Annotated in this window: 26 protein-coding genes and 1 tRNA gene; 15 read left to right on the top strand and 12 right to left on the bottom strand. The window is 41.1% G+C overall.

What is annotated here, in order from left to right:
- Window positions 1-276: 276 nt before the first annotated feature.
- From PN499_RS21770 to PN499_RS21755, 4 genes are all read right to left on the bottom strand, one after another.
- A complete protein-coding gene (locus tag PN499_RS21770) occupies window positions 277-609 on the bottom strand; it encodes a type II toxin-antitoxin system PemK/MazF family toxin (protein WP_272034537.1) in 333 nt (110 codons plus the stop codon).
- Window positions 594-914, bottom strand: a complete 321-nt coding sequence (locus tag PN499_RS21765) for a hypothetical protein (protein ID WP_272034536.1) — start codon at window positions 912-914, stop codon at window positions 594-596. The genes PN499_RS21770 and PN499_RS21765 overlap by 16 nt, the downstream gene beginning before the upstream one ends.
- Before the next feature lie 11 nt (window positions 915-925).
- A complete protein-coding gene (locus PN499_RS21760) occupies window positions 926-1,702 on the bottom strand; it encodes a PP2C family serine/threonine-protein phosphatase (RefSeq protein ID WP_007357454.1) in 777 nt (258 codons plus the stop codon).
- Window positions 1,703-1,859: 157 nt separating this feature from the next.
- Window positions 1,860-2,522, bottom strand: a complete 663-nt coding sequence (locus PN499_RS21755) for a vWA domain-containing protein (protein ID WP_272034535.1) — start codon at window positions 2,520-2,522, stop codon at window positions 1,860-1,862.
- Between the two features lie 329 nt (window positions 2,523-2,851).
- Between PN499_RS21755 and PN499_RS21750 the strand changes: the two genes are divergently transcribed.
- On the top strand, window positions 2,852-3,328 hold the full coding sequence (locus PN499_RS21750) for an SMI1/KNR4 family protein (protein WP_272034534.1): 477 nt from the start codon (window positions 2,852-2,854) through the stop codon (window positions 3,326-3,328).
- A 66-nt stretch (window positions 3,329-3,394) separates the two neighbouring features.
- Window positions 3,395-4,144, top strand: coding sequence for a HEAT repeat domain-containing protein (locus PN499_RS21745; RefSeq protein ID WP_272034532.1), 750 nt, complete (start codon window positions 3,395-3,397; stop codon window positions 4,142-4,144).
- Between the two features lie 50 nt (window positions 4,145-4,194).
- On the opposite strand, the gene PN499_RS21740 is transcribed toward PN499_RS21745, so the two are convergent.
- The 3 genes from PN499_RS21740 to PN499_RS21730 all read right to left on the bottom strand — a co-directional run bounded on the left by PN499_RS21740 (window position 4,195) and on the right by PN499_RS21730 (window position 5,477).
- Window positions 4,195-4,854, bottom strand: a complete 660-nt coding sequence (locus PN499_RS21740; RefSeq protein ID WP_272034530.1) for a restriction endonuclease subunit R — start codon at window positions 4,852-4,854, stop codon at window positions 4,195-4,197.
- Window positions 4,855-5,011: 157 nt separating this feature from the next.
- Complete coding sequence (locus PN499_RS21735) at window positions 5,012-5,209, bottom strand: type II toxin-antitoxin system prevent-host-death family antitoxin (protein ID WP_007357448.1); 198 nt, start codon at window positions 5,207-5,209, stop codon at window positions 5,012-5,014.
- 19 nt (window positions 5,210-5,228) lie between these two features.
- Entirely contained in the window at window positions 5,229-5,477 is a 249-nt protein-coding gene (locus PN499_RS21730) for a type II toxin-antitoxin system RelE family toxin (RefSeq protein ID WP_026103696.1), read from the bottom strand.
- A gap of 191 nt (window positions 5,478-5,668) precedes the next feature.
- On the opposite strand from PN499_RS21730, the gene acs reads away from it, so the two are divergent.
- Window positions 5,669-7,639 carry an acetate--CoA ligase gene (gene acs, locus PN499_RS21725; RefSeq protein ID WP_272034528.1) on the top strand — a complete coding sequence of 657 codons (1,971 nt, stop codon included), beginning with the start codon at window positions 5,669-5,671 and terminating at the stop codon, window positions 7,637-7,639.
- Window positions 7,640-7,761: 122 nt separating this feature from the next.
- Here acs and PN499_RS21720 read toward each other — a convergent pair whose 3' ends face one another.
- Window positions 7,762-8,640 carry an SDR family oxidoreductase gene (locus tag PN499_RS21720; RefSeq protein ID WP_272034527.1) on the bottom strand — a complete coding sequence of 293 codons (879 nt, stop codon included), beginning with the start codon at window positions 8,638-8,640 and terminating at the stop codon, window positions 7,762-7,764.
- A 99-nt stretch (window positions 8,641-8,739) separates the two neighbouring features.
- Here PN499_RS21720 and PN499_RS21715 point away from each other — a divergent pair, with 99 nt between their 5' ends.
- The 3 genes from PN499_RS21715 to PN499_RS21705 all read left to right on the top strand — a co-directional run bounded on the left by PN499_RS21715 (window position 8,740) and on the right by PN499_RS21705 (window position 11,363).
- Window positions 8,740-9,270, top strand: coding sequence for a heme-binding protein (locus PN499_RS21715; RefSeq protein ID WP_272034526.1), 531 nt, complete (start codon window positions 8,740-8,742; stop codon window positions 9,268-9,270).
- Between the two features lie 123 nt (window positions 9,271-9,393).
- Complete coding sequence (locus PN499_RS21710) at window positions 9,394-10,548, top strand: type IV toxin-antitoxin system AbiEi family antitoxin (protein ID WP_272034525.1); 1,155 nt, start codon at window positions 9,394-9,396, stop codon at window positions 10,546-10,548.
- A 5-nt stretch (window positions 10,549-10,553) separates the two neighbouring features.
- A complete protein-coding gene (locus PN499_RS21705; RefSeq protein ID WP_272034524.1) occupies window positions 10,554-11,363 on the top strand; it encodes a nucleotidyl transferase AbiEii/AbiGii toxin family protein in 810 nt (269 codons plus the stop codon).
- A gap of 85 nt (window positions 11,364-11,448) precedes the next feature.
- Here PN499_RS21705 and PN499_RS21700 read toward each other — a convergent pair whose 3' ends face one another.
- Both PN499_RS21700 and PN499_RS21695 read right to left on the bottom strand, forming a co-directional pair.
- The gene (locus PN499_RS21700; RefSeq protein WP_272034523.1) at window positions 11,449-11,865 is read right to left on the bottom strand and encodes a secondary thiamine-phosphate synthase enzyme YjbQ; all 417 of its coding nucleotides are present in this window, start codon (window positions 11,863-11,865) and stop codon (window positions 11,449-11,451) included.
- 3 nt (window positions 11,866-11,868) lie between these two features.
- Entirely contained in the window at window positions 11,869-12,972 is a 1,104-nt protein-coding gene (locus PN499_RS21695) for a precorrin-6A/cobalt-precorrin-6A reductase family protein (RefSeq protein WP_272034522.1), read from the bottom strand.
- A gap of 83 nt (window positions 12,973-13,055) precedes the next feature.
- Between PN499_RS21695 and PN499_RS21690 the strand changes: the two genes are divergently transcribed.
- From PN499_RS21690 to PN499_RS21680, 3 genes are all read left to right on the top strand, one after another.
- Complete coding sequence (locus PN499_RS21690) at window positions 13,056-13,427, top strand: hypothetical protein (RefSeq protein ID WP_272034521.1); 372 nt, start codon at window positions 13,056-13,058, stop codon at window positions 13,425-13,427.
- Between the two features lie 146 nt (window positions 13,428-13,573).
- The gene (locus PN499_RS21685) at window positions 13,574-15,868 is read left to right on the top strand and encodes a tetratricopeptide repeat protein (protein WP_272034520.1); all 2,295 of its coding nucleotides are present in this window, start codon (window positions 13,574-13,576) and stop codon (window positions 15,866-15,868) included.
- Window positions 15,869-15,876: 8 nt separating this feature from the next.
- Window positions 15,877-16,935: an RNA-binding domain-containing protein gene (locus PN499_RS21680; RefSeq protein ID WP_272034519.1), complete on the top strand. Its 1,059-nt coding sequence runs from the start codon at window positions 15,877-15,879 to the stop codon at window positions 16,933-16,935.
- 57 nt (window positions 16,936-16,992) lie between these two features.
- Here PN499_RS21680 and PN499_RS21675 read toward each other — a convergent pair whose 3' ends face one another.
- Window positions 16,993-18,192, bottom strand: a complete 1,200-nt coding sequence (locus tag PN499_RS21675; RefSeq protein ID WP_272034518.1) for an aminotransferase class V-fold PLP-dependent enzyme — start codon at window positions 18,190-18,192, stop codon at window positions 16,993-16,995.
- A gap of 101 nt (window positions 18,193-18,293) precedes the next feature.
- Here PN499_RS21675 and PN499_RS21670 point away from each other — a divergent pair, with 101 nt between their 5' ends.
- The 6 genes from PN499_RS21670 (at window position 18,294) to PN499_RS21645 (ending at window position 25,451) form a co-directional block, all read left to right on the top strand.
- Window positions 18,294-19,877, top strand: coding sequence for a TM0106 family RecB-like putative nuclease (locus tag PN499_RS21670; RefSeq protein WP_272034517.1), 1,584 nt, complete (start codon window positions 18,294-18,296; stop codon window positions 19,875-19,877).
- Window positions 19,878-20,093: 216 nt separating this feature from the next.
- Window positions 20,094-22,559 carry a diguanylate cyclase domain-containing protein gene (locus PN499_RS21665; protein ID WP_272034516.1) on the top strand — a complete coding sequence of 822 codons (2,466 nt, stop codon included), beginning with the start codon at window positions 20,094-20,096 and terminating at the stop codon, window positions 22,557-22,559.
- A 6-nt stretch (window positions 22,560-22,565) separates the two neighbouring features.
- Complete coding sequence (locus tag PN499_RS21660) at window positions 22,566-23,693, top strand: esterase-like activity of phytase family protein (protein ID WP_272034514.1); 1,128 nt, start codon at window positions 22,566-22,568, stop codon at window positions 23,691-23,693.
- Window positions 23,694-23,747: 54 nt separating this feature from the next.
- Window positions 23,748-23,821: transfer RNA gene (locus PN499_RS21655), tRNA-Asp, on the top strand.
- Window positions 23,822-24,142: 321 nt separating this feature from the next.
- Window positions 24,143-24,877 carry a hypothetical protein gene (locus PN499_RS21650; RefSeq protein ID WP_272034510.1) on the top strand — a complete coding sequence of 245 codons (735 nt, stop codon included), beginning with the start codon at window positions 24,143-24,145 and terminating at the stop codon, window positions 24,875-24,877.
- A gap of 13 nt (window positions 24,878-24,890) precedes the next feature.
- Window positions 24,891-25,451 (top strand): PIN domain-containing protein, encoded by a 561-nt coding sequence (locus tag PN499_RS21645; protein WP_272034508.1) that lies wholly within the window; start codon window positions 24,891-24,893, stop codon window positions 25,449-25,451.
- On the opposite strand, the gene PN499_RS21640 is transcribed toward PN499_RS21645, so the two are convergent.
- Window positions 25,448-26,362: an LAPAL motif-containing putative phage structural protein gene (locus PN499_RS21640; protein WP_272034507.1), complete on the bottom strand. Its 915-nt coding sequence runs from the start codon at window positions 26,360-26,362 to the stop codon at window positions 25,448-25,450. The two genes, PN499_RS21645 and PN499_RS21640, sit on opposite strands and share 4 nt — an antisense overlap.
- Window positions 26,363-26,587: the final 225 nt, after the last annotated feature.

Here is a 26,587-nt window from a genome sequence, read left to right as displayed (position 1 = left end):
GGACTAGGGGAAGAAGGGGCTAGGGGTTAGGGGCTGGGGGCTAGGGGAAGAGGGGAAGAGGGGAAGAGAATCAATGGTTTCAGCCATTCGGAGTGTCCTAACCATCTTGGCGGTTGCTATATATCAGAAAGAAGAAGGAAGAGAAAACCTTTTAGGGTGGGCGCAAGCCGACAACCATCTTAAGCTATGAGTTATAAGTTTTTTGCGGCTTGAGCCCACCTTACTTTATCAGCGGTTGAGAGGGGTTTTCGGCGGTTTTTTTATTATAGTGATTTACTATCCTTCTAGGATTTCTACCAGTTTCTTAATTACTTCCTCTACTTTCTCCGGTGTAAAACTCCCGACTTTGTAACTAATAACACTGCGCTCAATTGTATGGGTTACTTCTGGGCGAATCTTACTGTCTTTTTTCAGGGAACCTGCGGTAAAATCTGTGGGGCTAATCGAAATTGCGTAACGATTAATAATTGGCTGACTGGTAATCTGACACGCAATTACATTTTCTCCAGGGAGCACAGCTAAAATTAGAGCAGGACGGCGTTTCGTTTTGCTAAAGTCTGAATAGGGAAATAAAGTCACTACAACATCACCCTTTACAAATCTTTCCATGCTTCATCCTCCAAGGCCTCCAAACGCCTTTCTTCCTCTGAGACGACTACCGAGGCGGTCAGAAACCATTCAAACTTTTCGGGATTGGCTTTGATGAGTTTAAAGAAGTTTTCATCCCTAATTTTTCTGAGGGTTTGTTTTAAATTATCAAAAATTGGTTCGGGCAGTGTTTCAATCTGTTCTACAATTTCTAATTTATCTTGAAATTTCATTGTTTTTACAATGTCGCTATATTTAAACTGCTGCCAAACATCGTCTGGCAACTGTTCCATTTCTAGCTTAAAATAATATCTTTTGGGTTCCATTGCTCGATCTCCTAACTAGAAAAACTTGCCAATAATAAGGTTAAATCGTCGTCAGTGCGTTCGGTAACGCGGGGCGATCGCAAAAATGATTCTAACTGCTGTTTTGCTTCTACTTCATCCTCTATTTGTGCCGCAAACCGGAATAAGGGGGAAAAGAAGGGAACATGAGGCGTGCCGTCTGGCATCTTTAAGGCTAACATTTGCAAACCATCGGAGAAAAGAGCTAAATGCGTTAATTTTCCTCGCCATACTTGCAATTGTGCTGTTTCCAAAGCATTATCTGAAATCAGGAATATAGTTTCATTAATGTACTCGCCACAGGGTGGAACTGTCACTGCGATAACATTGCCTTCGCTATCTCCTACCACTGCCGCACCGTCCCCAATTTGGGCAACTGCTAACAGGTAAGGAGTAGCTATAGCTAAAATTAATGTACTGGCTAAATCTCGCGCTTTGACTTCTCTAACTTTTGCTTCTGCTTCAACAGCCTCCCGCGCTGTTTTCAGGGCTTCAGCGAGCAATTGATGCCAATTGCTGTCATCTTCAAACCATGTTTGCTGGTTCTGAGAAATGGCTTCTACGGAGGCTGTGACTGCAATTTGAGCTCCCACTTCTGCAAGTGTAGCTGAACCGGCACCGTCTGCAACTGCGGCGACTAAAATGCCGTCTGGTAGGAGTTCCCATCTATGGGCATCTTGGCAGGGTTGCGATCGCTTTTCGTGACTTGTCCCCATCACTGATGCCGCTACAATTCGGCATTTAATTATTTGTCCTTTATCTTCTGTCATTTGTTGGTTGTTAGTTGTTGGTTGTTAGTTGTTAGTTGTTGGTTGTTAGTTGTTAGTTGTTAGTTGTTAGTTGTTGGTTGTTAGTTAACAATTAACTGTCAACAGTTAACAGTTAGCAGTTAACAGTTAACAGTTAACAGTTAACAGTTAACAATTACTAAACTGTTCCCCATCCAGGGGGCGGGAGTGCTACTTGTTCGTCAATTTTTGAGTGGGATACTCTCTGCATACTCGCGGACAGCCAGATGAACATTTCGCGGAAATCTAACCCTCTAAGTTTTACGGGAGTGCGATCGACAATTTGGGCTAAACGTGAGATATTAGCGCCTTCCACGCCGACAGCAAAAAAGGCAACGCGCTTGTTAGCTTCTTCCTCTCTGATCCGCTGGGCGGCTTGTTCTACAAGCTGTTCTGACTCTCCTTGAGGTTCGCCATCAGTAATCATAAATACCCAGGGGCGGTAATAGGTGATGCCGTTGTTGCGGTATTCCGACTTGCGGGCGGCGATCATGTCCAGGGCGTAGCTGATACCAGCGCCCATGTGGGTTTGTCCTTGGGCTGTCAGCAGTGGGGACTCGAACTGATCGGCAGTTACGAAGTCTTGCACGACTTTAATATTGTTGTCGAAGGTGACAATGGCTACTTCTACGCGCTTTTTGGCGAGTTCGTCTCTAGTGAGGTCATCCCTAAAGGTTTGCAGTCCTTCGTTGAGGGCATCAAGGGGTGGGCCCTGCATTGAGCCTGATGTGTCCAGTAGGAGGACGCAGGGGCATCGGGGCTCTGGGTTTTCGGCAAATTCTACGGCTTCGTCGAGTCTCATGGTTCCAGGGTTGACCTTGCTGTTACTTCTGCGGGGATAACTTCCCTTCCATTGTCTCTTAAGATCCGCCAGAGGTTCCATGACCGATGGTTTTATTAGGAGTCTGCCGATCGCTGGTGTTATATTTTACTTTTGTCTTAGAGAGCGATCGCCTCAATTTCTCACTTGTAACATAAATGGCGTATAATATTATACATTTTAAACAGGCGATAGAGGGCGACGCTCGCTCTTTTCTCAAATTTATTAAATTTGTGAGTTGTAAGCAGTCGCTAACATCAAATTTATTGTGATTTGAAATCAACAAAAGGTAGTTAGTAGAGGTATTTAGGATGTCAGAGTTAACTGAAGCCTTAGACAGAATTTTAAAGGCTTTGCCACAAAAGCCTTGGATGGAATTTCCTGGGGTAGAATATGACTCCTCTTTGCTACAGCCTGGGTTAACTCACACTGAAATTGAGAAAATTGTTAAAGACTTGCCAATCCGATTACCTGACGAAATCTACGAGTTATACCAGTGGAGAAATGGCTCTCAAACAGGCTCTACATGGCAATATGCGGGACTATTTGACATCTATCATGGTTTTTCAGGATTCGGCCCTTGGGGATTTTTAAATTTGCAGTTTGTCGTTGATGAATATCTAAAAAGGAAAAAATATGCAGTTACAGATCCGGAAATATTAAATCGACTCTCCGCTTTTAAGCGCCTTTCTGGTTTTCAAAATCCTACAAGTTTAGAAATATTTTGTGGTATCGAGTCCTGTGATACAGGCTATGTTGCTTTTCATGAAGGTTGTAAATCTATCTAGGTAGTTTGTTACAATTTCAAAGGAGGCGGTCATACGGTTATAGCGGAGTACGCCAGCCTCACTGATATGATGGTGACTCTGGCTGAGTGTTATGAAACTGCTTATTACCGAGAAGCAGATGGCTATTTAGCAAAAGATACAAATAAAGTTTGGGAGATTTGGCGGAAATATAATTCAGAGCCATTAGTAAAAGCAGCACTGAAAAAAATAGAGCAAGCAGAACCTATTCTTCCTCAATTAGATGGGAATACTAGCTCTTATTTACTCCATGAAGTCGGAGATATCTTGAAATTTTCTCAGGATGAACGGTTAATAGCACCTTTAATTCGGGTGCTGAGAAAACCCCCTACTAATGGCAGAGCTGATGAAAATGAAAATTTAGATTACTTGCGCGGGACAGCATCAATGCTCCTGGGATGGTTAGGCGGTACTAATGCGGTAGAACCAGTTATAGAAGCTCTTAAAGATGAATATTGGTTGACTCGATATTGGGCAGTAATAACTCTTGGTGAACTCAAAGATCCTAGAGCCATATCTCATCTGACTGAACTCTTGCAAGACAGTCAAGAAATGATTCGGCAAACGGCAGGAGAAGCGCTAATAAAAATCTCTCAAAAAGATGCACCAATTAATCCTTTATATAGCAATCCAGCAGTAGCGAATATGGAAGCGGCTGGAGCTTTAATAGGGATGACTTTGGAAGATGTATGGCCAACTATGACAATTATCAAAGAGCTAGAAAATAGCGGAAACGTGGGAGATGAAGGCTCAAGTTCAGGCTCAATCGATGACGATTTGGATGACATACCCTTTTGAAAAAAGACTAGCCTAAGCTCACTCTAATTATAGCACTAGCTTGTAATATTTTATGCTAATTGTAACTGTACATTCTGCAACTTGCAAATAGCTTTCAAAACTTGGACTAACTGAAGCGATCGCTCCGTATCAGTCAAACTCAATTCTGGTAAAATCTGATAAGTACAAGGATTTCCCCGCTTCAAATATACAAACTGATAATTACGTCCATTCGTCGTCAATCCCCAAACAGAGGTTTGCTGTTGCAAACTCTTAAACGCATAAATCAACAATTGCGGTAAACCTGCCCAAGGATCGATCGCACTATTTTTTGCCTCTACTACTAAAATCCAAAACCGCGTTGCTGTCAGTGCTGCATCGGGCTGATTTACTGCTAAAATATCTAACTGCCCTTTAATTAAAGTATCTTCATCTTCAACTTCAATAGGTATACTATTTTCCATTGTCAGGACGACAGGAATTTTGAAAAATCCTGTTAATCTCATTAATGGTGAAAGCAATAAAAATTTAACCAGTTCTTCAGAAATTTTTCCAGCTTCTAGATAACGCCAAAAATTATGACCGATCTCCAATATTTCCTGCTGTTCAACGTCGGTTAGTGGTTCCAGAGATAAAGATTCAGCAAAAGCACCTTCTATTTGTCTTTCCAGTTTGAGAAGGCGGTGAACGTCATTTAGTGAAAGTTGGCTTGCTTCTAAATTTTCAGTCATGGCTTTTTTTAGAGTCAATTTTAACAACAATTTCATTAGATCGAGACTTACGCAGGTCGTCGCAGAAACCGGGTTTTTGAGAGAATCTGTGGGTGAGGGCGAAGTATTTTCGTCAAAAAACCCGGTTTCTTTGTTGGGTGCGTAAGTCCTATATATCTTAAAATCCTAACATTTTTTTCACCTCTGCTAACGGCACTGAAGGCTGATTTACATCTTCTTCCTTGGCTTTTCTCAAATCCATCAAATCTTCCATGTCAGCAATTAGTTCTTGCAGTGCTTCAAATTCTTCGTAAGGTATCACGACAAATTCCTTTTTGCCATTTTTCGTAATAAACTCAGGATGTAATGGAATCATTAATATTTCCTCCAATTGTCTAAGTGTAAGCATCTTTTCTATGTTTGACACGGTAGATTACCAAAACATCTTCCTCGATTTCAAATAAAACTCGGTAATCTCCTACCCGCAGTCGATATTCTGGCGTGTAGTTAGTTAAGCGTTTCACATCCCCAGTTAGGTTATTTTGCATTAACTCAATCTTGGTCAAAACTCGGTTTTGTACCTCTACTGGCAAAGATTCTAAATCTTTAATCGCTTTCGGCTTAAACTCAACTTGGTAATTCATCAAACCGTCGCTCATCCACAGGATAACTAAGATACTACCATTTTTATTATCTCATAACTTATCCACTCAATCAATAGTTTAAAATTTAAGTTTACAGGAGATTCTCAAGTCTTAAGGAAAATAAACATATTTTTGTCCCAACTTGTGCAAACAATAGTTAAAAAGACTAATTGAAGTTACAGTTAAGAACGATGTCACAAGATACTATCGAATCAATACTGCAAGAAAAACGCCTATTTCAGCCACCGGCGGAATTTTCCGAAAAAGCGCATATCAAAAGCTTGGAAGAGTACAAACAACTCTACGATCGCGCTAAAGCCGATCCCCAAGCATTCTGGGCAGAACTCGCAGAAAAAGAACTTGACTGGTTCCAAAAATGGGATACCGTACTCGACTGGCAACCGCCTTTTGCTAAGTGGTTTGTCAACGGTAAAATTAATATTTCCTACAACTGTCTAGATAGGCATTTGACGACTTGGAGAAAGAATAAAGCGGCGCTGATTTGGGAAGGGGAACCGGGAGACTCTCGGACTCTCACTTACGCGCAACTCCACCGCGAAGTCTGCCAAATGGCGAACGTAATTAAACAATTGGGAGTGCAAAAAGGCGATCGCGTCGGTATTTATATGCCGATGATTCCCGAAGCCGCGATCGCGATGTTAGCCTGTGCCAGAATTGGTGCAATCCATAGCGTAGTGTTTGGTGGATTCAGCGCTGAAGCTTTGCGCGATCGCCTCAACGACGGCCAAGCTAAACTCGTAATTACGGCAGATGGTGGCTTCCGCAAAGATGCGATCGTTGGCCTGAAAGAACAAGTAGACAAAGCCCTCGCTAACGGCGCAACACCAAGCGTTACAGACGTTTTGGTGGTTCAACGGACAAAACAACAAATTCACATGGAAGCCGGCCGCGATCATTGGTGGCACGACTTACAACAAGGTATATCCGCCGACTGTCCCGCCGAACCAATGGACAGCGAAGATATGCTGTTTATTCTATACACCAGCGGCAGTACAGGCAAACCGAAGGGCGTTGTCCACACCACAGGGGGATACAATCTATACGCCCACATGACCACTAAGTGGATATTCGACCTGCAAGATACCGATGTTTACTGGTGTACAGCCGATGTCGGCTGGATTACAGGTCACAGCTACATTGTATATGGCCCTCTATCCAACGGCGCTACAACCCTGATGTACGAAGGTGCGCCGCGTAATTCCAACCCCGGTTGTTTTTGGGATGTAATCGAGAAATACGGTGTCAACATTTTCTACACCGCGCCGACTGCGATCAGATCCTTTATGAAAATGGGCGAACATCACCCCAAAGCCCGTAATTTATCATCTTTAAGGCTATTGGGAACCGTTGGCGAACCGATTAACCCGGAAGCATGGATGTGGTATCACCGGATTATCGGTAACTCCAAATGTCCAATTGTCGATACTTGGTGGCAAACTGAGACGGGTGGGATTATGATTACCGCGTTACCAGGTGCGATCGCGACTAAACCCGGTTCTGCAACCCTACCCTTCCCTGGAATTGTGGCCGATGTCATCGATCAAGACGGCGAACCCGTTACCAATGAAAGCGGCGGCTATCTAGTCGTCAAGCATCCTTGGCCGGGAATGATGCGAACGCTTTACGGCGATCCCGATCGCTTCCGTCGCACTTACTGGGAATATTTGCGCCCGAAAAATGGCGATTATTTATACTTTGCAGGCGATGGCGCACACAAGGATAAAGATGGCTATTTCTGGGTGATGGGTCGCGTGGACGATGTGATTAGTGTTGCCGGCCACCGACTCGGTACAATGGAGATTGAATCAGCCTTAGTTTCTCACCCTGCGGTCGCTGAGGCGGCGGTTGTGGGTAAGCCGGATGAGATTAAGGGAGAGGAGATTGTAGCTTTTATTACCTTAGATAGTGCGTATAGTTCGAGTCCGCAGTTAGAGAAGGAGTTGAAACTGCACGTTGTCAGTGAGATTGGCGCGATCGCACGTCCCGGAGAAATTCGGTTTACTGATGCCTTACCGAAGACGCGATCGGGCAAAATTATGCGGCGGTTGTTGCGTTCTTTAGCTGCCGGTCAAGAGGTGACAGGGGATACTTCCACCTTAGAAGATCGCACTGTTTTGGATAAATTACGCGGTGGTGCATAAGGGGATTTCTTAACCGCAGATGTAAGCAGATAAACGCAGATAATTATTAGAAGTTATCTGCGTTTATTTGCGGTCTTTCTCTCTTGATTGTGATTTTGACAAAGTGTTTTTAAGCAACAATTTCATGCTGCAAAAGCTGCCTTATAGTCTTCTACAAATTGGGCGAAGCTGATGAGCTTCTGTCCTGTCACTTCCTCAAATTGAGGCGATACTTCTGATGCAGATCCTGCTTTGTAGCTGGCATAAAGTCCGAGAATCGCATCGGCGCTGATTTCTGGCATCCCAACACCAAGCATTCCTGCTCTAGCTGTTTCTTCAGGAATATCATAGTAGGTAATCACCCTACCAATACCTGCTGAAAGTAGGGTAGCGCATTCTTCTATGCTCAGCGCTTCTGGCCCTGTCAGCGTGTAAGTTTTGCCAATATGTCCAGATTCTATGAAGCACTGAGCCGCAAAAGTGGCAATATCGCGAACATCAATCCAGCTTACTTTGCCATTCCCCAAAGGAAGATAAATCGAGTTTTGGGTTTTAATTTCGTAGCCGTTAAATGTGATAAAATTCTGCATGAAGGAATTGGGCCGAATCAGCGTATATGGAATACCACTTTCCTTAAGATAATCGTCTGTTTGAGCGTGCCAATTTAGTAAAATAGTAGCGTCTGGTGCGGCTCCCATCCCCGAACTACGGACGATATATTCAATATTTGCTCGTTTGGCGGCATCGATTGTTTGGCAACCTAGTTCGAGCATATTGGGATGTACGGGAACCAAAATAAAAGCTTTTGTGACTCCGCTAAAGGCGGCATCAAGGCTAGCTCGATCGGCGATATCTAATTGGATAGTTTCAGCGACACCGAGTTTTTCAAGTTTCTCTTTTCCTTTAGGACTGTTGTAAGCTGCACGCACAGCGACACCAGCTTTTACTAGGTTTTCACAAACGTTCGTGCCGACGGTTCCAGTCGCTCCCGTGACCAGAATTAGATCGTTATTTTGAGTCATTTGTTTTCTGCGGTGTACTATATTTATTAATGATAGACAAGCTATAATGATTTGTCAAATCGATTATTTATGTCCTACCTAAAATCTAAGAGATAAACAATGTCAGCATCTTTACCCCAAGGTTTTCCTCAACCCACCCAAGTCGGTGCAATTGAAGTTAAGCAATATCCCTCCTATCGCGCTGTCACCTATACCCACGATGGGGATTTACAAGCAGCGAATAGAGTTGCTTTCAATCCTTTATTTGAGCATATTAGTAACAACCAAATTGCGATGACTACACCCGTTGAAGCGCGTTATACTGTGACTTCAGATACACCAAATGGAGAGGATAATCGAGCTGAAGTTTCGTTTTTATATGGCGACCCCAATATTGCTCCTTCTAGCGTGAAACCAGGAGTTAAGGTGATAGATAATCAGCCGATGACTGTTGTTAGTATCGGCGTGCAAGGTGCTTATACTTGGGAGAGCTACGAAACTAATTTGCACAAGTTAAAAGATTGGTTAGAACAACATCCTGAATATGAAGTTGTGGGGCCACCACGCCGATTATTTTATAATTCGCCCATGACTCCAGAATCTATTAAAATGAGTGAGGTACAGATTGCGATCGTGCTTGCCCAAAAATGAATACTTGACTCAAAATAACCAAGTGGTGACATCTGACTACTGTTAACTCAAACTTTATTAGGATTGTGCCATAATAAAAAGTATCGGTAACTTTCAACATTTTAAGTATGAAAATTTGCTGCAATGAAACAAGAAAAACCCTTGTTAAATGACTGCCTAAAACATTTTAAGGCTTTGCCTAATATTCAGGCTATTATTGACACCAAACCCCTAACTATTGCCGGAGTAAATGCTGATGGAATTCTCACCATAAATACCCATCAACAATCTGTGCAATATACTTACAAAATTCAGCCATTTGTTAATACCACAATTGCAGAATTGGCAATCTCTTACTGTAAATATCTTGAAGAAAAAACCGGGCAAAAAGTTATTCTATTTGTCCGCTACTTATCAAATGCAGTCATCGAGCGTTTTCTCAAACATAATATCGAGTTTATAGATACAGCAGGTAACATCTATCTCAATAGTCCAGCAACTTATATTCTAATTCGCGGTCAACGTCCTCCCACTACCAAAATTTTATCTTCTAATATTACAGCTACAACCCTTAAAATTATCTATAGCTTTTTGCAATCTCCCCATATTTTACAATCCAACTATCAGGAAATTGCTAAGGTTTCAGGGGTTGCACCTTCAACTGTCAGCCGCACGATTCAAGACTTATATGAATTAGGATATCTGCAACGGCAGCGAGATGGCAATTATCGGATTATCAACTATATTAAGCTATTAGAAAGATGGGAAATGGGCTATGCTGAAAGCCTCCGGGCTAAACTTATTCTAGGAAGTTTTACCCCCGGAGGAGGTCGCAGCTTTGCAGAAACTACAGAGAACATTATTCAGATAGCAAAAGAAGGTAGCTTTTTGATTGGGGGAGAACTTGGGGCCGCCATTGCTACCTCTTACCTTCGTCCTCAAAGTGCTACTTTGCATTTGCCAAATGATGAGTCAAAAACTTCGGTAAGACTAAAACTAAAAGTCATAGGAATTGCGGCAAAAATGAAGCTTCAGCCTTCTCCTGAAGGAGAAATTATTCTAATTCAGCAGTTTGGAATAAATAACGGCTGGACTAATTATTTAGAAAATCCAGATAGAAATACTAACATTGATTTTCATGGCGAAATACTTACAGATCCATTGCTAATTCATGCAGAATTACTCTTAACTGCTAATGAACGATTGCGGGAAACTGCGGAGCGTATTTATCATCAGTACATTGAACCCAGAGGCAAGATATTTGGGGAAAAGAAAATATTAAAAGGTCGGAGGAGTTAATTTTAATGCTTGAACCTAGAGAAAAGCAAGTTTTAGCAGATATTAAGGAAGTAGTAGATGCTTTGAAATTGCCTATGCTAATAACTGGTGCAGGAGCGAGATTATTAATATTTGATATACCATATAAAAAGTCAGGTCGCACTACGACTGACTGGGATTGTGCTGTGTATTTGGAGAGTTGGGAAAAATTTGAAATCCTGCGCGATCGCATGACTAAAGGAATATCTCCTCGTTTTCAAGCCACTTCAAGCGTTCACAAATTTATTCACATTAATACAAATATAGAAGTTGATATCGTACCCTTTGGAGAAATCGGTCAACCCAACGAACAAATTCAATGGCCAGATGGCAATGAGATGAATTTATTGGGATTAGAAGAAGCTTTAAGTCATGCCATTAGCCAAACAATAGATAACCTTGAATTCTTGGTAGTTCCCTTATTTGCTTTTATCGCCCTCAAACTGATAGCCTGGAACGATAGACAGTTAGCCAAAGATATTGAAGATATTAATTTTATTCTACAAAATTACAGTGAGGACGATCGCATTTATGATGAACTTATTGACGAACTATCTGAAGGGAAAATTGAATTTGAAGATGCGGCTGCTTTTTTATTGGGAAAAGATATTCGCCATAAATTTAGCGATCGCACAATAACTCAACTCGATCGAATCTTATCTCAAATATTGGAGGATTGCGATCGCTATTTTCCTCCACTAATTCCCCGCAACGTTGAAGGCAATCAATGGGATAGTAAGTTCGATCGTATTTTTCGACGTTGGAATGTTCTTTATGAAGGAATGAAAGCAACTTGAGGATAAAAATATCCGCAGTTAAATGGCTCCAATATTGACAAATTTATCCCACTATCGCTGTCTCAATATCTATCCTAAATTTCCCTCAATCACCGCTAATATGAACGACAACTTCCCGCATATTTCCTCGCTGTCGATGTTCCCATAAATAAATACCTTGCCAAGTTCCTAATACCAATCTCCCTTGTGAAATTGGTATTTGTTCCGAAGTATGAGTTAAAGCGGTACGAATATGTGCCGGCATATCATCTGGCCCTTCGGCATCGTGAATATAATAAGGCCCTTCTGGTACAATCTTAGCTAAGAAGTTAGCTAAATCTCGCAACACATCAGGATCGGCATTTTCTTGGATTACCAAGCTAGCAGAAGTGTGACGCAAAAATAGAGTACAGAGTCCTATTTTAACACCTGATTTAACTACTGCATCTTCTACCTTAGAAGTGATGTTACATAGAGATTTACCAGCGGTTTGAATTCTGATTAACTGTTGATAGTGAGTCATGGTTTAGTGTTGAAAATAATTAACTACAGATTGTGCAATTGTTTCAGTCCCGTATTTATCTAATTTATCCGATAAGCGTGGCGGTTGCAAAGATTGTCGCAGAAATTCCCAGTTACTCTCAAAAAAATCAGCATTTGATATAATTTGATGGTGAGCATAATTCTGAATGCCTTCTAGCAACACTGGAGATTCTGCAAACCCTTCCCGCGTGAGAGAAACTATCGGTACTTCCACACGCAAAGCTTCTGAAAAAGTGCTATAGCCTGGTTTAGAAATTAACCGCCCACATAGCGGCATAAAATCAATGGGGCGAAAGGGGATTAAAGTAGATTTTTGGGAATCCCTATTATTGATATTTATCAAGTTTGGTAAAGCGGGTGCTTGAGGGTCAAAACTGATGAATTGCCAATCTGGAAATTGTTGTAAATTGTGGTGGGGTATTTGTTCTAAACCCAAGCCGCCGAAGGTAAGCAATACTGTTTTTTCAATAGGTGCTTGGAGGCCAAATTTATCCCTAAGTTCATCTAGATTATACCGAGGATCGCCGCCAGTTAAGCCGACATCCTCAATGTGAGGAAAAGCACTCATGGGTTCATGCAAAGGCAGGCGAAATAGGCGATCGCACTTGCTGAAACATTCGCTAATCCAATCTGCTATTTCTATAAATTCACCGCCCCAATCGCGATAGATAAAGTCCCAGCCAAAGTTACTCAGCATCCAGCAAGGAATGCCCGCAGCTTTAGCAATGGGAGCAGCTAAAGGGGGGATATCAGCAAGCACTAATCCCACGCGATTTTGCTTAATAAAATTAACTTCACTAGCTATAATTGACCGCTGTTGGGTGCGAAGTTCTTGTAATTTTTCCAGTGTAAGGCCTCGATCCATATTCAAGCTATCAGATTGCACAACTCCAACATCAAAGGCACGGGGGCGGTGAATAAAATCGCCTGTGATGTAAGATTCTAACAACCATCTCGGTGCAGTTGTCACCATAATTAATAAAATATCTGGATATAATTTCTGAATTGTTCCAGCAATGGATGAGGCGCGGACAGCATGGCCGAATCCGTGATTGGTGATGGCTATATATAACGCTGGTCTAGGCATAAGATTAATCAAGCTTTCTGTTTAGAGACTATTCTATAATAGAATGGTATTTGTGTAAATAAATATATTTATGGAGATGTAAGATGACAGCAAGACAAACGAGTGTAGTGCCCTGGGTTGGGATTGATAAAACTGAAATAGAACAGATTGAAAAACTCTATACTCTTAGAGAGCGATCGGAGGGGTTGAAATTCCTTGATAATCATCCTTTTTTGGTTCCAGTTTTACTGCAAGCGCCAGATAAAATTCGCGATTACTTTCCCGATAATTTACTAATTTTAGATATGGCTATTGACCCGGAAAGTTCATCGCCAGATGATGATAAACTGGTACTGTTGATTGCCACAGATATTGACGCTGACGATTCAGTTGACAGGCTTTGGGAACTAGATAATGCTTGGTGGCTTAATGCTGGGCGGCGTTCGCAACATAAAATGTTTATAGATTTGGAGTAATGAATATCGGGATCGTCTTTCTATTCGACTTGAAGGTTTCGCAATCGCCTTGGGGTCGTGTAAGATAGAAAAATAAATTCAAGATTTTTATGCTAAATTCTGAATTATTGGCTTAACTTCGCCTTTGTTACCGGAGACATGGTGTGATGAGTAACGATCGCCTCAATTTTTTAATAAACCAAGCTGAAGAACTCATGCAGGCGCGTGATTATGAGAGTGCGATCGCGATCTTCCAACAAGCTTTGGAAATAGATCCTAATAATACGGAAGTTTTGAGAAAGTGTGGTAAAGCATTAACTTCCTATGCTAAGGTATTAAAGGAGGGAAACAGACTAGATAAAAGGCTGGAAATTTTGAAGACTCTAGTAGATATTGAGCCTAAAAACCCAAAAAATCTCAGGAGTTATGCCAATGCTTTGACTAAAAATAATCAGCATGAGAAGGCTTTTTATTTCTTTGAGCAAGCGCTACAAATTGAGCCTAATAATCTGATAACTCTCAGGAGTTATGCTAATGCTTTGACAGCAACGAATCAGTATGAGAAGGCTTTTCAGTTGTTTGAACAAGCACTTCAACTTGAACCGAATGAGCCGAGAACTCTCAGGAGTTATGCCAATGCTTTGACGGCAACGAATCAGCATGAGAAGGCTTTTCAGTTGTTTGAGCAAGCGCTTCAACTTAAACCGAGTAATCCGATAACTCTCAGGAGTTATGCCCATGCTTTAATTGAAACCAATCAGCATGAGAAGGCTTTTCAGTTGTTTGAACAAGCACTTCAACTTGAACCGAATAATCTGAAAACTCTCCATAGTTATGCCAATAGTTTGATTGCAGCTAATCAGTATGAGAAGGCTTTACCGTTCTTTGAACGCTTGCTAGAAATTGAATATAATAATCCGATAATGCTAAATAGTTATGCCTATGCTTTGATAGTAACTGATCAATATAATAAAGCTTTACCGTTGTTTGAGCGTTCTATTCAAATCGAACCTAATAATGCAATAATACTAAGTAGATACGCCATTGCTTTAGCATCAAATGGTGAGGATGAAAAGGCTTTGCCCTTCTTTGAAAAAGCACTAAAAATTGGATTGCAAAATCCTAATACAAGAAACAATTTTATCTATTTTCAATACGCCCCTGCACTAGAAAGACTAGGTAAGTACCAAGAGGCAATCAACCAATTACTAGCAATCAGAATCAAGGCTCTGACTCAATATGAAGCTAATATAATTCTACTCAACTTAGGTAGGCTATACTACTGGATTAAGCAACCAGAGAAAGGTAACGAATATTTCGAGGCAGCAATTGCCAACTCCGATGATAAAGAGAAAACACTGCTCTACAGTGCTAGAAGTATTCTTGCTAATAATCCCCACAACGAAACAGCCATTGCAATGCTACAACAAATTGAAAAAGATTCTCCACGTTATGCTGAAGCAAAGGAAATGCTAACTCTTAACCTTAGTGAGGAAGACTACTTTGAAATGGTCAAAACTGATGTCCAGAGCGGGTTGAGCAACACTGAAATGCTCAATCGGGCAATGTATCACAAAATTGCCAATGAGATCAGTATCCTGAAAGGAATCGCTTATCGAATTTCGCGTCGCTCTGATCTCGAATATCCCTTATTAAGCGGTATTATTCAAGACATTGAAGATGTCTTTGAAGAGGTTAACAGACGTAGAGCCGCACAAAAATCTGAGATTGAAACCGTTCCTCACGATGATTATGGGCAAATTTTGGCGGTAATTTCCAAAACTGCCCATGATATCTCTGACTTTGTGAATAACCAACTGGCTGTGATTGAGTCGAAGACTCGACGAGCAATGCGAAAGTTAGCATCTAATGACGAGCATTACACTCGGTTTGAGAAATTGCTGGTACAACTGGAACTAACCCAGAGTGCTCTCAGTGACTTGAAAGCCATCAACGAAGGCATCACAATTAAAAATCATCGTTTTAAGGTAAAGGAACTATTTGAAAAGTGGAAAACAACTTGCCAAATTGATAATGCTTGGATTATTCTGCAAATACGAAATGGTGACTCTCAGTTCTATGGAGATGAGGAAAAGATAAAAAGTGCCCTGAATGAACTGGTAGAAAATTCTCTAAAGCACAATGCTGACCAGCAGAAATTAACGATTCATATCACCTCTCAAGATGTGGTCAACCCATCAGGAATTCGGGGCATGAATATCCCTGGAGAGCAAAAATATCTGTTGATTGAATTTGCTGATAATGGTAAGGGCGTTCCAGAGTACAATAAAGATTGGATCTTTCAACCCCTAAAAACCACATCTCAGGAGGGTAAAGGTAGCGGATTAGGGCTGTTCATTATCCGTAAAACCCTGACCCAGATGAACGGCTATATTCGGGAAACGGGACAAGATGGAGCCAGGTTTGAAATTTATATTCCTTATGTTGAGGGAGATGCGTAATAGATAATATGCAAACTCAAAACGTCCATTTGCTCTTGGTGGAGGATAATCCTCGCTTTTTGAATGAATTACTGGAATGGCTTCGGGACTATGGCTATGAGCAGATTGAAACGGCGACCAGTGTTGCTCAAGCAAAAGAGAAGTTAGCAGATCCCTTTGACGTAATTATTGCCGATATGCGAATGGAGCAGGATGACAGTGGCTTTGCCGTTATTGACGAAGTGAAAGCCCGCAATCTTTCTTCTGTAGTTATTATCTTGACTGCAAATGATACGGTTGCCGATTGTCGCGCTGCTTTCAAGATGGGCGCATGGGATTATATTTCTAAAAATATGCGAGGTAATGTTTTCGATCTGCTAAATGAATCAATTCAGGATGCGATCGCTTACTTCAACCGTTGGGGTAATATCCAGAATGAGCAATGGATTAACGAGAATATAGAATCCTTGGAACAAACATATTTTGGTCAATACATTGCTGTGATTAACAAAACGGTGATTGATGCAGCAGATACAGAAGAAGTTTTGAAAGAACGGATTGAAGAGCGACAACTACGCCGATTCTTAACAACAATCCGAAAAATCGGCGATCTGCGCCCAATTTCTGAGTTGATTAAACTACCTGAAAGCGATCGCTTGGAATATAAGAGTACCTTTCAGTGGGATGTTAGGCGCAATTGTGAGAATAAAGAATTAAGATTTAGCACTCTTAAGACAATTGTGGCATTTCTCAATTCTGAAGGTGGAACTCTCATTATTGGCGTTGAAGATAATGGTAATATTTTCGGACTAGAACAGGATTTGTCTTTACTATCAAAACGAAATATTGACCAGCTAGAGCGAACAATTCTTGATTCGATTTGTAATCATATTGGCAAAAATTTTACTCAGCAAATCAAAATTAGGTTTGAAAAAATTGATACTAAAGATATCTGCGCGATTGATGTAAAAAAATCTCCCAAAAAAGCTTGGCTACAGAAGACTGGGGAAAAGAAACTAGAATTTTATATTCGGATGTCGAACAAGTCTGAACCCCTTGACATTCCCGACATCTACGATCACCTGTAATGCGTATGTATTAATGAGATAATCATTATTTACACTTACTAAAAAAGAGCGCTTATCTCATATAAAGTATACGTTTTGACTAGCGATCGCGTCAACTAATTGATCGATTTCTGACTCCGTAGTAAAATAATGAACACAAGCCCGCACGCAGTCAGGCGAGAGAATTGTCCGCACCATACAATTCTGTTGATACAAAAAATCTACTAGCTGATTATGGGGTTTTCCATTAGTCAATTCAAAAGCAACTAAACCCGCTGCCGGCGGTGACTTCCGCAGACAATTAACGCCATCGATCTCAGATAAGCGCTCCCAAAGATACCCACTTAAACGGCAGATTTCTTGATAGCGTTCCTCAATAGTTCCCCACTGATGATGAAGTGCGATCGCTTCCCGCAAACCTGCATATAAAGGATAGGCAGAAGTTGCCACTTCATAACGCTGCGCTCCCCCTTTCCAACCAGTAGGATTACCAGTTTTATCCATAATAATTGAACGCCAACCAATAAAACTTGGATGCAAATCTGGCAAGGCCTCAGCACTTACATAAAGTCCCCCCAAACCTTCTGGCCCGCACCACCATTTATGACCCGTGAAAGCATAGAAATCCACGCCCAAATCAATCAAATTCAAGGGCAATACTCCTACTGATTGAGCCGCATCTACTAACACTCTGACTATCCCATTTTTAAGAGTAGAAACAGGAGAATTATGGCAAACTTTAACAATCTCACCTAGAGGTAAAACTTGACCGGTATTCCACAAAATATGACTGATTGCTAAAAGTCTAGTATTTGGTCGCAAATGTTGAGCAATAACTGCCACCGGATCTCCCTGATTCAAAGTTGCCATTAGCGGACAAGTAGAGATTTCAATATTAAATCTGCGCTGAAGTTCCATCGCAGTTGCTACAATACCAGGGTGTTCGCAATCCGACAGCAATAGGTGATCTCCAGGCTTCCAGTCAATGCCCCAAAAAGCAATATTGCAGCCGACGGTGACATCCTCCGTTAGTGCGATCGCCTCCGCTGGGACATTTAACTCAGATGCGATCGCCGATCGTGTAGCGATCGCCTCCCCTGTCACCCAAGCATTGACCTCCCTAGAAAAAGGCCCCATTTGCTGCACGCATTCATACGATCGCTTGATGGCCTCTAAAGACATCTGGGGCAGGGGGCCCTGTCCCCCATAGTTAAAATAAGCTTTATTAGCTAAAGCTGGAAAATGTTGCCGATGAGCTGCTAATTTTGAATTTGTCATTGGTGTTATCCCTGATATTTTTGTCCAGCAGTCAGTTAACCTTAAGAATAAGCTATCCACCCAATCTAAAATTAAAAGCTAACATCCATATTATCCCCTAAATGTTGATAACAGACAAACAACTTCTTAACTACCAACGCTGCAATCGCCGAGCATTTTTAGATGCTTACGGAGATATCAACCAACTAGACCCAGCCAGCGATTTTCTGCTGAAACTGATCCGCGATAGCTTAACTTATCGCCAAACAATTGTAGAACAGCAAGCATATCATCAACCATACTATCCTCATGGAGATTGGGTAGCAGGTACAGAAGCTACTTTAAGTTTAATGCGGCAAGGCGTTGACCGCATTTATCGAGGAGTGCTTTTGCAGCATGAGAAATCGGAAAATTTATCAGAATCGATCGAAAATTCGGAAGTTTCCAATATAGTAAATTCCTCATTTCTTCCTTCAAATATTGCCTTACTCAGCCGTCCCCACTTGCTAGTAAAACAGCCGGGTGATTCGGATCTTGGCGATTGGATGTATGCTCCTGCTGACATTTGGATCGCCAAGCGACCCAAACTTGACTATCAAATTGTTAGTGCTTTTCACGCTCAGGTGCTAGCGTCGGCACAGGGGGTAATGCCCGATACTGCATGGCTAATTCTGCGAGAAAAAGGGCCTTATGCGGTGAATTTGTGGCAGCGGTTGCCTCAAATGCAGGAAATCTTAAAACATTGCATTCAGATGTTTGAAGAAAAAAACGACCCAGAGATGTTTATTTCTCGTCAGAAGTGCAATCTTTGCCGCTGGTATACCAGTTGTTATGGGATTGCCGAATCAAAAAAACACCTTTCTCTCTTGCCGGGAGTCACACCTGCACGTTATGCTCAACTACAAAATCTTAATTTAACTACAGTCGAATCTCTGGCGTTAGCCAATCCTGAATTGTTAATTAATTACCGGGAATTTGAGGGCGGAATAGCAGCGCAGTTGGTGCAGCAAGCTCAATCAAAGCTGCAAAATCAAGCAATGATCCGAAATTTGAACGCCGAAAATGGAAGTTCAGAAAATCTAAGTCCCAATTCCCCATTTCTAACTCCTACTTCCCAAATATCAAGATCAAATTACCCACCTAATTTTTTAACTACCACCCCAGTAGAAATATACTTCGATCTCGAAGCAGAACCAGAGCTAAATTTAGATTATCTGCAAGGTGTATTAGTAGTCGATCGGTCTAAAAATACAAAAACTTATCATGCTCTACTAGCAGAAATCCCCGCTGATGAAGGTTTAATCTGGCAGCAATTTTTAGACTTAGTTTGGAGTTATCCCATCGCTCCCATTTTTCATTTTTGCGACTACGAAATTCAGACTGTCAAGCGGTTAGCGCGACGCTACAAAACTCCAGCTTACCAGTGGCAACCAGTGCTCAAACGTTTTGTCGATATTCACAAACAGGTGACGCAAACTGTCATCTTGCCCGTAGATAGTTATGCTCTCAAACCCATTGCCCGTTGGATGGGTTTTGAGTGGCGCGACGCTAAAGCGAATGGAGCTCAGTGCGTCTGCTGGTATGATGAGTGGTTAAAAACGGGCGATCGCGCATTTCTCGATGCGATCGTGCGTTATAATGAGGATGACTGCCGCGCCACCTACCATGTTAAGGATTGGTTAGCAAGCTTTTTACAGAATATTTAATTATTTGTTAGCGATCGAGAATTGGTTTTTTTGTCTTCATAAAATCTTAAAAAAAGTTTTTATACACAAAGTTTCTTTGAGTTTATTAAAAGTTTGTAAACTTATAGTAATTTTTTATGAGTTTCAAGTGATAATAATTGCAGGAGCAGCCGCTTAGCTGCGGATTAAAAAAACACCTTTAGATTCACAATCAATTCACAATCACAATTATATATTATGAGTGAATATGTTTGCCCCTTATGTTCCTACCCTTTGCTGTCCCATGTCCGCCTAGGAAAACTTTACTGGTTGTGCAGACACTGCAATCAGGAAATGCCCTACGGTTTTAGCAACACTCTCAGCAAACATAGTTATGTAGAAGAGACATTAAAACGCTATAAACTGCTTTCGGAAAATACTCGCGATCTAATTTTATTTACTCAGCTTGATGGGAGAATTACTGAAGCGAATAATGCCGCTTCCAAGGCTTACGGTTATGAGCCTGAAGAATTGCTTTCTTTAAATATTCAGCATTTACAAGTTTCTGATAACTTGGATAGCTTTGCTGAGCAAATGGCAAAAGTAGACAAGGAAGCCATTACTTTTGAAACGGTTCACATCCGCAAAGACGGGAGCATATTTCCCATCGAAATCACCGCCCAAAGCATAGAACTTGGCGAAGAAACAATTATATTAAATATTATCCGCGACCTTACTGAGAGCAAACAAGTAGAACAATTGCGAGAGCAACAGTGCGATCGAGATCGGCTAATTGGAGCGATGCAAGATCGAATTCGCCACTCATTAAACCTGAAGGAAAATTTTAATAGCACAGTTACAGAATTGCGGGAATTTCTGCAAGCGGATAGAGTAATTATCCACCGCTTTTTAACAGAAGGGAACGGTTCAGCCATTGTAGAGGCAGTAGGTTTGGGTTTCCCTTCCATGCTGGAATTTATTATTCACTATCCCTCTATTTTAGAAAAAAAATACCTTCAAAAGTATCAGCAAGGAGAATCTTTGGCGATTACCGATATCCGCCATGCCGGACTAGATCTGCGGCTGCTGCAATTATTAACATTTTTTAATATCAAAGCAAGGCTGGCAGTACCAATTTTGCAAAACACTCCAGAGTCAGAATTTCCCATCTCCAATCAAATCTGGGGATTGTTAATTGTGCATCAATGTTCGACACCTCGACAGTGGCAACAATCAGAGATCGACTTGCTCAAAGGAATGGCAACTCAAATTGCGATCGCGATTCAGCAATCAGATCTAAATCAGCAGTTGCAAGTAGCGCAGGAAAAATTGCAGCAACTAACTTTATTAGATCCCGTTACCTTGGTTCCTAACCGTTCCCGCTTCGACGAATATCTTCTATCAGAGTGGCAGCGAGCAGTACAGGAAAAAATACCTTTGTCTCTGATTATTTGGGAGATAGACTTTTTCAAAAAATATAATGACACCTACGGTTATCAAGCAGGTAATCGCACTCTGAAACAAATCGCCACCACAATTCGTTCTAATGTGAACCGTTCAGGTGCTTTAGTAGCTCGTTACAGCGACACAGAATTTGCTGCGATTTTACCAAATGCAGAGGCGGAAAATGCTGTACTAATTGTAGAAGAAATCCGCTTTCGGGTAAAAGCATTAGAAATCCCGCATACCAATTCTCAGATCGGTAAATACGTCACTCTCAGTTACGGAGTTGCTAGCACTATTCCTGACGCTAAATCCTCTGCTAATCAATTGATTGCGGATGCAGAACTAGCCCTTTCTCAGGCGAAAACAGCAAGGATATTGAGCTCTACCAGAAATCATAACCATGCTTTGATTCCCCAGATTTCTCTCCCTTCGCCAAATCCAGCTAGTAATTCTATACCAAGCCATCAAAAAACTAGGGGGAAAAATACAAACATAGAGTTATTAATGAGCTATATTGCCTACTATGTCAGTCGTGGCAAAAGTGTTCTGAGTCCCATGAGCGGGCCGCTATTTTTTCGAGGATTAGTTTATGAATACTGGGGCTATCATAGTGACTTTAAGGAGCTGTGGAAACAGCTACAACAGCGACGGGACTTTCGAGAGCTTTATGTGGAAGGAGATATTGATTGCTTTGGCAATTTTCTAGGAGGAAACTGTACAGTTATCCAGTGTGCCCGCTGCAATTTGCCTATTCCAGTCTCGGAAGGAAGTGCCTACAATATTCCCAATTGTACTCTCTGTAATAACCCCTTAAATTCGGGGCAAATAGGGGCTGATACAAGGCAGCATAACTGGGAAAATACATTAGAAAAAACCCGCGTAGTTGCCATTGGTACACCGCCGAACAACTCTAGAAATCTGAAAAGATTGTTTTCCGTTAATGGATTTGAAGTCACATTTTTATCTAATATAGAAGCAGTTCACTCTCAATTTTTGCCCAGTTTTGTAGACATGGTACTGATTTATGCAGAAGTTTCAGAAACACAGGGGAAAGCCTGGGCCGAAGAACTTCGCCATTACCCGCAACTTCAGGAAGTTCCAATTGTTGCCCTTAGTCCAAAAGTTAAGTTTAGCCTACCTTGGGTAGACCGGACTTTAGGAGTGGAAGATTATATTTTAGCTCCTTTAGGTGGGGAGCGCTTAGCTAATCATTTGCGGCGAGTTTGCGAGTCTCAGTCGCCCATTTCTGGAAGTGAGTTATACTGGTTTCCGTGCTAATTTGACATGATCAAAACCATCAAGTTTCTGCCTTGGCTTTATTGTTTGTTAATAGGATTGAGTTTAGCTATTGTTATGGGTTTGCCCGCCCTACCTTTGACGATCGCAAGAGTCGATTCGATCGGGGAAGCAACATTTTCGACTGGCTTAGAGTTTCAGGAAACGCAATTAGGGGGACTTTCAGGCATTACTTATGATGCTAGTAAACAAGTTTATTATGCTATTTCTGATGACCGCAGTCAAAAGGCTGCTGCTCGATTTTACACTCTCAAAGTTGATTTGAGTTCTGGTAAGCTGAAACCGGAGGGAGTGCAATTTGTAGGCGTGACTACACTGTTAGATGAAAATGGCAAACCTTTTGCTCCTTTGAGTCTTGATTCCGAGGGAATTGCTTTTAGTAGAGATAGTGTCTTTGTCTCTTCCGAGGGAGATGCTGAGCGCAAAATTCCTCCTTTTATTAAGGCCTTTTCACTGACAGGTAAGCTATTAAAAACGCTACCAATTCCTGATAAATTTTTGCCCAATGCTAAGGGCGATGTAGGTGTTCGTAATAACTTGGCTTTGGAAAGTTTGGCGGTAACTCCCGATCGGAAATATCTGTTTACAGCTACAGAAAATGCTTTGGTTCAAGATGGCGATGTCCCAACGAGTCAAACAGGTACGCCTTGCCGGATTTTGCGCTATAATCTGGTTAATAATCAGCCAGAAAAGGAGTTTGTATATATTACAGAACCGTTGGTTGGTGAGTATAATCCGCCGGGAAGTTTTATTACTAATGGTTTAGTGGATTTAGTCGCGATCGCAGACGATCGCCTGCTGAGTTTAGAGCGAGCCTTTTCTCAAGCAAACGGCGTTACAATTAGGATATTTGACGTTTCTTTGGAAAAAGCGGACAATATTCAGGCGATCGACAGCCTCAAAGATCGCCTCTCCCAAGTCTCGCCTGCTCAGAAGAGGCTGCTGCTGGACTTAAAAGAACTCAATCTGAGGCTGGATAATCTGGAGGGTTTGACCTTGGGGCCCTTGCTGGCAGATGGGAGGCGATCGCTCCTCTTGGTGAGCGACAATAACTTTAACCCCCTGCAATTTACCCAGATTTTGGGGTTCGGAATAAATTTTCAGCAAACCCCTTGACAAGTTGTGGCTAGATAGGCATAATAGAAATTGTGCCTTAAAACTTTAAAACTTGGGACAGTAGTTCAATTGGTTAGAGCACCGCCCTGTCACGGCGGAAGTTGCGGGTTCGAGCCCCGTCTGTCCCGTTCAAACCAGCAGAGAGTATACCACTTCTGAATTAAGGGAGAATCTACAAAATTTGTAGAATTATCCCAGTAGTCTCCCAATGCGTAATATTTCGCCTTGAAAAGATAGAAAGGCAATAATTTTGCGCTTTACTGTTGAGACAGAAAACAGCCAGTCAATCAACCGACCGATGGGCTGTTTTTATGTATTTAATTTGCTTAGGCCACGCTTTGAACAAAAACTGCTACGATGATCGTGTTATAAGAAAACAAGCGCATCTAAGGCTAGTAAGTCCTCATGGACACAACTTTAAATTTTGAGTTAACACAGGAGGCAAAATAATGTTTAGCAATCTATCTCCTTGCGAAGACACTCTTAACAATCAGAAGACAATTCAAGATATTGAAACATTCAAGCAAACCCTGGAAAATAGCTTAAGTTCCCCCAATTCATTAGAGAGCGAAGTCGGTGAACTTTTAAGAGAAGTTGCTGCTTTAAAGGGGAAAAATGTAATCGATACGATAGCTGAAATGGTGGCAGGTGCTAATAAATACCTAGAAGCCACCCGCTTAACTGTTGAATTTGATAACAATGACTTCCCTGTTGATATCAATAAATATGCAACTAAGCTTGAGAAATATTCTCAAGGAATTGAGGAATGCTGGGATTTTTTTTCACATGAAAGTCAGGCTTTCTTTATAGAAATAGCTAAAAACTTTACTGTTTTAGCTAAATCCAGATTTGAAGGAAAGGGAGAATGGCCCTTGAGAATAAAATTGTTTCTCCCTTCTATCTATCGCCAAGAAAATTTGTTTGAGAAGTACAAAGCTTCTTATTTATCGATACCAAAATCTGTTGCAAGAGCGCGAAGACTCAGGAAAGACAAACCTACCCCTAATTTACAGGATGCTCTACAAGCCATGATTGAGCGGGAGAAAGAAGAAAAATTCGAGGAAGGGGTAAAAGCTACAAGGAAGATGTTTGATTTGATTGAAGAGTTAATGGACGAAGATCCTAGCTATGATAGGGAGGTGTATCCTCGACTGGAAGAATTACTAAAAAATAACAGGGTGTAGAGGTTATTGCATCATGTCCCTAAAAATACTTCTGCTGTTAGACAGTGGGCCTCTAGGAATAGTCACCCACCCACGAGCGAATGATGAAATCCGTAAAACATTAAAAAAGTTTTCGGATTTTACTAAGAATAAAAAAATACAGGTGAGAATTCCCGAAATATGTGATTACGAGGTTCGTCGTAAATTAATTCGCGAAGATTTTCAAAAAAGTATTCGCGTCCTAGACCAGTTTTGTCATGAAAGGAAGCAGCTCATTCCCCTTACTTCTGAGGCTATGTTAGAAGCTGCTAACTTATGGGCTTGGACAAGAAAAAAAGCCATACCCACAACTAATGACGATAAGTTAGATGGTGATGTCATCCTTGCTGCTCAAGCAATTTGTATAAAAAGAGAGAAAGAGTTTGATCGAGTTATTATTCTTACAGGAAATCCTAAAGATATATCTAGATTTTCGGAATATGGAATTGATACTTGGGATTGGAAACAAGCTGAGATAGACTGGGAAAAAAATATAATTACTATTTATACGCCTAATAATATGGATAGCGAGGTATTAGACTTAAATTTTGATTAGTCAGGCTCGTGTATATCGTCAAATAGGGGTGTTTCCTTGTAAACCGGTGTTGCAATAATTTCAGTTACGTGCAGGATACTATATTTTATAGAAAAAACTTTGTAATCAGCGTCGTATTTTGTTGTAATCTCAACTATCGCTTTAATAGCATCTCCAGGCTGAATTGCAATTTCTTTATTTCTGAACTTTTCTACCCATTCTAAATCGTCAACTTTTGCCTCTATAATTTTTTTGTCATACTTAAATTCCCATTTGGATTCTCCCAAGTAATCTGGTTTTTTTATTTTTAAAATCATTTCTGATTGAGTAACTTTAGTTTCTTTAGTTAACAGCTCATCTCGAACGTCTGCAACTATATTGAAGTTAGTATTAAGAGGCAATTGAGAGTTTTCGTATAAATAAGAAAGCTTGTCGCCAGGTTGAAGCTCATTTATAGCTGACTGATATTTGTCTATGCTAGACAATAAATCCTTCTGGCTTAGAGGTGCGTAAACCAATAATCTGCTATTTTCGACCCCGGTTGATAACTGCAATAATTCTTTTTGTAATTTTGATATTTCCGAAGGTTTACTTATCGTATTTCGCTCTCTTAAAAAAGCAACAATAACTCGCTTCGCCTGAATTAGAAAACCAGAGACACTATCTAAGTTTAAGTCTGACCTTATGTCTTCCTGTAACTTAAAGACATTTTTAAACCAAACGCTGATAGAACCTTCTTCTATGTCACTCAAAACAAAAGCTGGTTCGATATCAGCATCAAGCGCATCAAGCAAATATTTATCTGTTGTTTTGCAAAAATCAATCAATTTTAAAAACGTAGAAAAAACCCTAGAGGGGTTCTCCGAATCCCTTACAAACTCAAGTTTAAAACCAAACCTATGTTGGTCGGATTGCAAGTATGAAGTTGTCAAAATCTTTACTGTGTTTATCTAGAATGGTCATGGCTATATATAATACACTAGCAAGTTGCGCCCGTTCCTCTACCCCTTCTCATCGGTGACAAGTTAAGGCTCAAAGCCAGTTGTCAAGGGGATTTTCGGCAGTGGCTCAAAGAAAAATGGTTCTCCACGTAGGGTGGCATCCGGAAAGGGAGCGATAATCAATTTTAACTTGGGTTTTCGTTGAGCTTTAACAAT

The sequence above is a fragment of the Kamptonema animale CS-326 genome, assembly GCF_028330895.1.
In the GTDB taxonomy this organism is placed as follows: domain Bacteria; phylum Cyanobacteriota; class Cyanobacteriia; order Cyanobacteriales; family Microcoleaceae; genus Kamptonema; species Kamptonema formosum.
This window is presented reverse-complemented; position numbering and strand designations above follow the sequence as displayed.